The sequence below is a fragment of the Streptomyces triticirhizae genome, assembly GCF_003696235.1.
Lineage (GTDB): Bacteria > Actinomycetota > Actinomycetes > Streptomycetales > Streptomycetaceae > Streptomyces > Streptomyces triticirhizae.
Window position 1 is genome coordinate 1 of sequence record NZ_RFFJ01000254.1, and the last position, 7,299, is coordinate 7,299.

The window sequence follows — 7,299 nt, forward strand, 5'->3', positions numbered from 1 at the left end:
CGGCTCGGCGGCCGGCGTCGGGTCCACGGGGGTCGGGACGGCGGTCGGCGTCGGCGAGGGCGAGGGCGCCGGGTCCGTGGTGCCGCCCCGGGGGTCGGTGGTGCCGCCCTGGGGAACGACCTCCGTCGGCAGCTCCTGGGGCTCGGCGGCCCCGTCGCCGCCGTCGCCGTTCTCGCCCTCCGCGTCCTGGGCGTCCTCCGTGTCGGCGGGCGGGGGCGGCTCGGGCGCCGGGGTCGGCGAGGTGTCCCCGAGCAGTTCACCGTCGGAGCCGAGGAACGCCGGCGGGCCGGCGGGCACCAGGCCCAGCTCCTCGGCGCGCTCGGCGAGCGCGCCCGGCGCCGAGTAGCCGTCCACCTCGGCCTGGAGCCGCTGCTGCTCGTCGGTCAGCTCCTGGGTCTGGCGGCGCAGTTCGCTCAGCTCGAACGAGCCCTGGTTGAGCGAGGCGTTGAGGATCAGCAGCGCGACCATGCCGGCGCCCAGCAGCACGACCACCAGCAGCACGAAGGGCGTTCGGGCGGCGGTCGAGCCGCGCGCGGGCACCAGGCCGGAGAGCCGGTTCAGCCGGGTGAGGTGGCTGAGGCCGGTGAGGGTGGTGAAGCGTTCGCGTTGGCTCATGCGTCCTCCCGGACGCGTTCGGCGGCGCGCAGCCGGGCCGGCGCCGCCCTGCGGTTGGCGGCGACCTCCGTCTCGGACGGCTGCTCGGCGCCCCGGGTCAGCAGCCGCAGCCGGGGCTGGTACCGCTCGGGGACGACGGGGAGTTCGGGCGGCGCCGTGTGGCTGGCGCCCTTCGTCAGCACCCGCTTGACCAGGCGGTCCTCCAGCGAGTGGTAGGAGAGCACCACGATCCGCCCGCCGAGCGCGAGGGCGTCGACGGCCGCCGGCAGCGCCCGTTCCAGCACGGCGAGTTCGCCGTTGACCTCGATCCGCAGGGCCTGGAAGGTGCGCTTGGCCGGGTTGCCGCCGGTGCGCTTGGCGGCCTGGGGCAGCGCCTCCCTGATGAGGGTGACGAGTTGGGCGCTGCTGGTCAGGGGGGCGGCGGCGCGCTGGCGGACGACCGCCTCGACGATCCGGCGGGCGTTCCGTTCCTCGCCGTAGGTCCGCAGGACGCGCACCAGTTCGCCGGGCGGGTAGGTGTTGAGGACGTCGGCGGCGCTGAGCCCCGAGTCCTGGTCCATCCGCATGTCGAGCGGGGCGTCCCTGGCGTAGGCGAAGCCGCGTTCCTCCTCGTCGAGCTGCATCGAGGAGACGCCGAGGTCGAACAGGACGCCGGCCACCCTCGGCAGGCCGAGTCGGGCCAGCACGGCGGGGAGTTCGTCGTAGACGGCGGGCACCAGGGTGGCCCGGTCGCCGAAGCGCGCCAGGCGTTCGCCGGCCAGCCGCAGCGCGGCCCGGTCGCGGTCCAGCGCGACCAGCCGGACGTTCGGGAAGGTGGTCAACAGGGCCTCGCTGTGCCCGCCGAGACCGAGCGTGCAGTCGACGACCACGGCGCCCGGGGCGTCCAGCGCCGGACCCAGCAGCTCCACGCAGCGCTGGAGCATCACGGGGCGGTGCCGGACTTCCGGCGGACGGTCGTTGCTGGTCGTCATGCGCCTTCCGGGGAACCTTCGAGGACCTTCGGCGGAGATCGGAGAGCGTCGAAGGGGGCCGAGCCGCTGGCGGGCGGGAACGGCGGCGCCGCCGGGGCGCGCCTCTCCGTGCGCGTCACACTAGCCCACCTGCGTTCCCGGTCAATCACTGAGGTTGGTCGGGCCCGGCGTTTCGGCGCAACCGGGGAACGACGCGGGCGAACGCCCCGCGAGGCGTGGGTTGTGAGCCGCGTCACCCACCCTTGGGCCGTGCCGGCGCCCGGCTCGTACTACCGTCACGGCTATGTCGAATACGGTCACGGATCAGCTGGTCAGCGCCAACCAACGGTACGCCGAGGGCTTCACCGACCCGGGGATGAACGCCCGCCCGGTGCGCGGGGTGGCCATCGTGGCGTGCATGGACGCGCGGCTCGACCTGCACGCCGCCCTCGGGCTCGAACTGGGTGACTGCCACACGATCCGCAACGCCGGCGGGGTGGTCACGGACGACATCATCCGTTCCCTGACGATCAGTCAGCGGGCGCTGGGCACCCGGTCCGTGGTGCTGATCCACCACACCAACTGCGGCCTGGAGCAGCTCACCGAGGACTTCCGGCAGGAGTTGGAGCGCGAGGTCGGGCAGAAGCCCAGCTGGGCGGTGGAGTCGTTCACGAACGTGGACCAGGACGTGCGGCAGTCGATGGCCCGCGTGCGCACTTCGCCCTTTCTCCTCCACACTGATGATGTACGCGGCTTCGTGTTCGATGTGACAACCGGTCTGCTCCGGGAGATCGACCCGTCCGACGCCCAGGACGACTGAGTGGCGGCGCGCGCCCCGCGACACGGGTGAGCGCGCCGCGACCGCGAGGGGTCTTCCGGGTGTCCGGGATGGGCGAGGGCTTCCGGCCCGGCCGGGGAGTCGGGCCGGGTCGAGGCATGGACAAGGGTGGAGGATGGCCGGTTGACGACCTATGAGGAGCACGCGAGGGTCACCGACCTGAGCGCCACGGCGGAGCGGGTGCGGCGCTCGGTGGAGAGCGTGATCGAGGGCAAGCCGGAGGTCGTTCAGCTGTCCCTGACGGTCCTGCTCGCCGGCGGTCATCTGCTGTTGGAGGACGTGCCGGGTGTCGGCAAGACGATGTTGGCCAAGGCGCTGGCGAAGTCGGTCGACTGCTCGGTGCAGCGCATCCAGTTCACCCCCGACCTGCTGCCCTCGGACATCACCGGGGTCAGCGTCTTCGACCAGCGGCGGGGCGAGTTCGAGTTCAAGCCGGGCGCGATCTTCGCGCAGATCGTGATCGGCGACGAGATCAACCGCGCCTCGCCCAAGACCCAGTCGGCGCTCCTGGAGTCGATGGAGGAGCGCCAGGTCACCGCCGACGGGCACAGCTACGAACTGCCCGAGCCGTTCATGGTGATCGCCACCCAGAACCCGGTGGAGATGGAGGGCACCTACCCGCTGCCCGAGGCGCAGCGGGACCGCTTCATGGCGCGGGTCTCGGTGGGCTACCCGAGCCCCGAGGCGGAGCTGCGGATGCTGGAGCACCACACGGCGGCCTCGCCGGTGGAGTCGCTGCGGCCGGCGGCGCACGCCGACGAGATCGTCAAGCTGATCGCGGCCGTGCGCGAGGTGCACGTCTCGGAGCCGGTGCGGCGGTACGCGGTGGACCTGGCCGTGGCCACCCGCGTCCACCCCGAGCTGCGGCTGGGCGCCTCGCCCCGGGCGACGCTCCATCTGCTCCAGGCCGCCAAGGCCGCCGCCGCCCTGGGCGGCCGGGGCTATGTGCTGCCCGACGACATCCAGCGGCTGGCCGTCCCGGTGCTGGCGCACCGGCTGTTGCCCAACGCGCAGGCCCAGTTCAACCAGCGCACCACGGAGCAGTTCGTGGCCGACATCCTGCGCCGCACCCCGGTGCCCGACGTCTACGGCGCGCAGCGGACCCGGGGCTACTGATGTCGATGCCCCGGCCGGGCCACGGTGCCGGGCACCCGTCGCACGACGGCCAGATCGACGGCCCGGGGCCGCTGCGGGCGGCGTTCAGCGGGCTGACCACCCGGGGGCGTTCGTTCCTGGCCGCCGGGGCCGCCGCCGTCGGGTGCGCGTATCTGCTGGGCCAGCCCGACCTGTTGCGGGTGGGCGCGCTGCTGATGGTGCTGCCGGTCGTCTCGGTGCTGGTGCTGCACCGCACCAGGACCCGGGTGACGGCGGCCAGGCGGCTGAGCCCGCAGCGGATGCCGGCCGGCGAGCAGGGGCGGGTGCACCTGCTGCTGTCCAACGACGCCCGGCTGCCCAGCGGGGTGCTGATGCTCCAGGACCACGTGCCGTATGTGCTGGGCCCCAAGCCCCGGTTCGTGCTGGACCGGATCGAGCCGGGCGGGCGGCGGGAGGTCACCTACCGCATCCGTTCCGACCTGCGCGGGCGTTACCCGCTGGGGCCGTTGCAGCTGCGACTGGCCGACCCGTTCGGGATGGTGGAGCTGACCCGTTCCTACGGCACCCACGACACGCTGACCGTGCTGCCCGGGATCGAGCCGCTGCCGCCGGTGCGGTTCGGCGGGCTGGCGCGCGGGGACGGCGTGGGGATGCGCGGGTCGCTGGCTTCGGCCGGCGAGGACGACCTGATCCCGCGCGAGTACCGGCACGGCGACGACCTGCGGCGGGTGCACTGGCGTTCCACCGCGCACCGGGGCTCGCTGATGGTGCGCCGCGAGGAACAGCCCCGACGGGCGCGCTGCACCGTGCTGTTGGACACCCGGCGCGCCGGCTATGTGATGGGCGGGGTGGCGGCGCCGTTCGAACGGGCGGTCTCGGCGGCCGCATCGGCGATCTCGCATCTGACGCGACAGGGCTTCGAGGTGAGGCTGTTGACCGACGACGGCACCCAGCTTCCCGGGCCGGGCACGGAGGTAGCCGACCCCTACGAGCTGACCGGCCGGCTGATGGACTTCCTCGCCGTGGTGGACCACTCGGCCTCCCTCGGCTTCGAGCCGGCGCTGGCCGCGCAGCGCGCGGGCTCGGGCGAGCTGCTGTTGGGCTTCCTCGGCTCGGTGGACCCGGCGCAGGCCGGGGTGCTGGGCCGGATGGCGGCCAGGGCGGGGGGCGCGGCCGCGTTCGTCGTCGCCGGGCAGCTCGACCCGCGCATCGAGGGCGACCGGCTGACCACGCTGCGGAACAACGGCTGGACCGCGCTGGCCCACCACCCCGGCGTTCCGCTGGGCGCGCTGTGGCAGCAGGCCGCCGTCGAGGTGTCGGCGCGGGGCGGTGGTCGGTCGTGAACGCGGTGCAGACCGCCGACATCAGGACGGGGCTCGCGGCCTGGCTGGCCACCGTGCTGGCCGCCAGCTCGCTGCTGCCGCTGATCGACGGCACGGACTGGCTGGTGCAGGCGGCGTTGCTGCTGCTGGCGCAGTCGGGGGCGGCGGCGCTGCTGCGGCACTCCCCGCTTCCCTCGGGGCTGGTCGCGCTCTGCCAACTGGGCGTGGGACTGCTGCTGTTGACCATGGCCTCGGCCGGGGAGTACGCGCTGGCCGGGGTGGTGCCGACGCCGGAGGTCTTCGAACGGTTCGGGCAGCTGCTGACGGCCGGCGGCGACGACATAGGGCGCTACACCACGCCGGCGCCGGCCACCGACGGCATCCGGCTGATGGTCTGGGGCGGCGTGCTGCTGGTGGGGCTGCTGGTCGACCTGCTCGCGGTGCCGCTGCGGAACGCGGCCGCCGCCGGGCTGCCGCTGCTGGCGCTGTTCTCGGTGGCGGCCGGCGTCGGCCAGGAGGCCACCGGCTGGCCGTACTTCGCGGCGGCCGGCCTGGGGTATCTGGTGCTGCTGCTCAGCGAGGGCGGGGAACGGCTCAGCCACTGGGGGCTGTTCTACGGCGGCCCCGGCGGCGGGCGGTGGATGACGGCGCGGGACCTGAGCCACGCGGCGCGGCCCCGGGCGCGCGCCGGCCGGCGGATAGGGGCGCTGACGCTGGGCGTGGCGCTGCTGACGCCGCTGCTGCTGCCGGGGCTCGGCAACGGGCTGCTGAACATGGACGAGCCCGAGAGCGCCGGCGCCGGCTCCGGCGGGCTGGTGTCCGTCGATCCCGTGGTGGCGCTGAAGGACCAGCTCAACCAGCCGGAGAACATTCGGCTGTTGACCTACCGCGCCGACGGCGCGCCGCCGCGCGAGATGTATCTGCGGCTGACCGCGCTGGACGAGTTCGACGGCGCCGAGTGGAGTTCCTCCAACTGGCGCCAGGCCGAGGTACCTCAGCCGCCGTGGCCGGTGACCGGGCTCGGCGGGGACGTGGAGTTCACCAACGCGGTGACCGAGATCCGCGCATCGGACGCCTACGCGCAGCGCTCGCTGCCGGTGCCCTACCCGGCGACCTCGGTGACGGCGAACGGCCCGTGGGCCTTCGACCGGGGCTCGCAGACGCTGGTCTCCGAGAGCCCGTCGCTGACCAGCAGCGGCCAGACCTACCAGGTCGAGCACCTGGTGGTGAGCCCCACCAGGGAGCAGCTCGCGGAGGCGCCCGAGGCGGATGACAGCTTCCGGGAGTACTACACCCGGGTCCCCGAGGAGCTGCCGCGCGAGGTCCGCGAGACCGCCCTTGAGGTGACGGCGGGGAGCGCCAACCCCTACGAGGAGGCCGTCGCGCTCCAGGACTGGTTCACCCAGAGCGGCGGCTTCCGGTACGACACCCGGGTCGAGTCGGGCACGGGAACGGAGGCGATCGTCAACTTCCTTGAGCAGAAGGAAGGTTTCTGTGTCCACTTCGCCTTCACCATGGCGGCGATGGCCCGCAGCCTGGGCATCCCGGCGCAGGTCGCGGTGGGCTTCACCCCCGGATCGCGGACGGCCAGCGGCGAGTACGAAGTGGGCGCGCACAACGCGCACGCCTGGCCCGAGCTGTACTTCGAGGGCGTGGGCTGGGTCAGGTTCGAGCCGACGCCGGGGCAGGGCAACGCGCCCGAGTACACCCAGCCCGAACGCCCCGACAACGAGCGGCCAGCGGAGCCCGAGCCGACCGAGCCGACGGAGAGCGGGGAGCCGACGCCCTCCGCGTCCTCGACCGCGCCGGAGCGCTGCGACCCGGCGGTCGACGGGGCCTGCCGTCAGGAGCCGACGACGCCCGAGCAGGACCGGGACGAGTCCGGCTTCCCGCTGTGGCCGACGCTCTGGGGCGGCGGTGGGCTGTTGCTGCTCCTGCTGCTGGCGACGCCGCTCCTGTGGCGCGCCAGAGCGCGGGCGAGGCGGCTGGCGCCGGAGGCCGGACCGCTGGGCGCATGGCGGGAGTTGACCGACAGCGCCTGGGACTTTGGCATCCTGCCGCAGGCCAGCGAGACGCCTCGGCAGGCGGCCGAGCGGATCGTCCGGGTGGCCCGGCTGGACGAGACAGCCGCTGCGGCCGTGCGGGAACTGGCGACGGCGGTGGAGGCGGAGCTGTTCGCGCCGTCGCCTGCGCCTGCGGCTCCGGCGGGGGTTGGGGCTGGGGGTGCGGGTGCGGCTCCGGCTCCGGCGGGGGAACCGGAGAGCCGCTCCGGCTGGCGCCGTCAGATCGCCCTCGCGCGGGCCGGCCTGGCGGCCGGCCTTCCCCGCCTGGCGCGGCTTCGCGCCCTCCTCCTCCCTCGCTCAGCCGGCCGAGTGATCCCCCGCCGCGCGTAGCCCGGCAGGGCGTAGCCCTCGCCGGGCGGCGGGAGGGGCGGGGCGCGGGGGCGGGCGTGCGGCGCGCGGGCGGCGGGAGGGGCGGG

Annotated in this window: 6 protein-coding genes; 4 read left to right on the forward strand and 2 right to left on the reverse strand. The window is 74.4% G+C overall.

Features of this window, described 5'->3' with window-relative positions:
* Both EBN88_RS27195 and rsmH read right to left on the reverse strand, forming a co-directional pair.
* On the reverse strand, positions 1-615 hold a 615-nt coding region (locus EBN88_RS27195; RefSeq protein WP_122399699.1), incomplete at its 3' end, for an FtsB/FtsL family cell division protein.
* The gene (gene rsmH, locus EBN88_RS27200; RefSeq protein ID WP_122399700.1) at positions 612-1,586 is read right to left on the reverse strand and encodes a 16S rRNA (cytosine(1402)-N(4))-methyltransferase RsmH; all 975 of its coding nucleotides are present in this window, start codon (positions 1,584-1,586) and stop codon (positions 612-614) included. The genes rsmH and EBN88_RS27195, both read right to left, overlap by 4 nt.
* Positions 1,587-1,869: 283 nt before the next feature.
* Here rsmH and EBN88_RS27205 point away from each other — a divergent pair, with 283 nt between their 5' ends.
* The 4 genes from EBN88_RS27205 (at position 1,870) to EBN88_RS27220 (ending at position 7,213) form a co-directional block, all read left to right on the forward strand.
* Positions 1,870-2,385, forward strand: a complete 516-nt coding sequence (locus tag EBN88_RS27205) for a beta-class carbonic anhydrase (RefSeq protein WP_122399701.1) — start codon at positions 1,870-1,872, stop codon at positions 2,383-2,385.
* Between the two features lie 141 nt (positions 2,386-2,526).
* Positions 2,527-3,519 (forward strand): AAA family ATPase, encoded by a 993-nt coding sequence (locus EBN88_RS27210; protein ID WP_122399702.1) that lies wholly within the window; start codon positions 2,527-2,529, stop codon positions 3,517-3,519.
* Positions 3,520-3,524: 5 nt separating this feature from the next.
* Positions 3,525-4,841: a DUF58 domain-containing protein gene (locus EBN88_RS27215; protein WP_122399704.1), complete on the forward strand. Its 1,317-nt coding sequence runs from the start codon at positions 3,525-3,527 to the stop codon at positions 4,839-4,841.
* A complete protein-coding gene (locus tag EBN88_RS27220) occupies positions 4,838-7,213 on the forward strand; it encodes a transglutaminaseTgpA domain-containing protein (protein ID WP_122399703.1) in 2,376 nt (791 codons plus the stop codon). Before EBN88_RS27215 ends, EBN88_RS27220 begins: the two co-directional genes overlap by 4 nt.
* Positions 7,214-7,299: the final 86 nt, after the last annotated feature.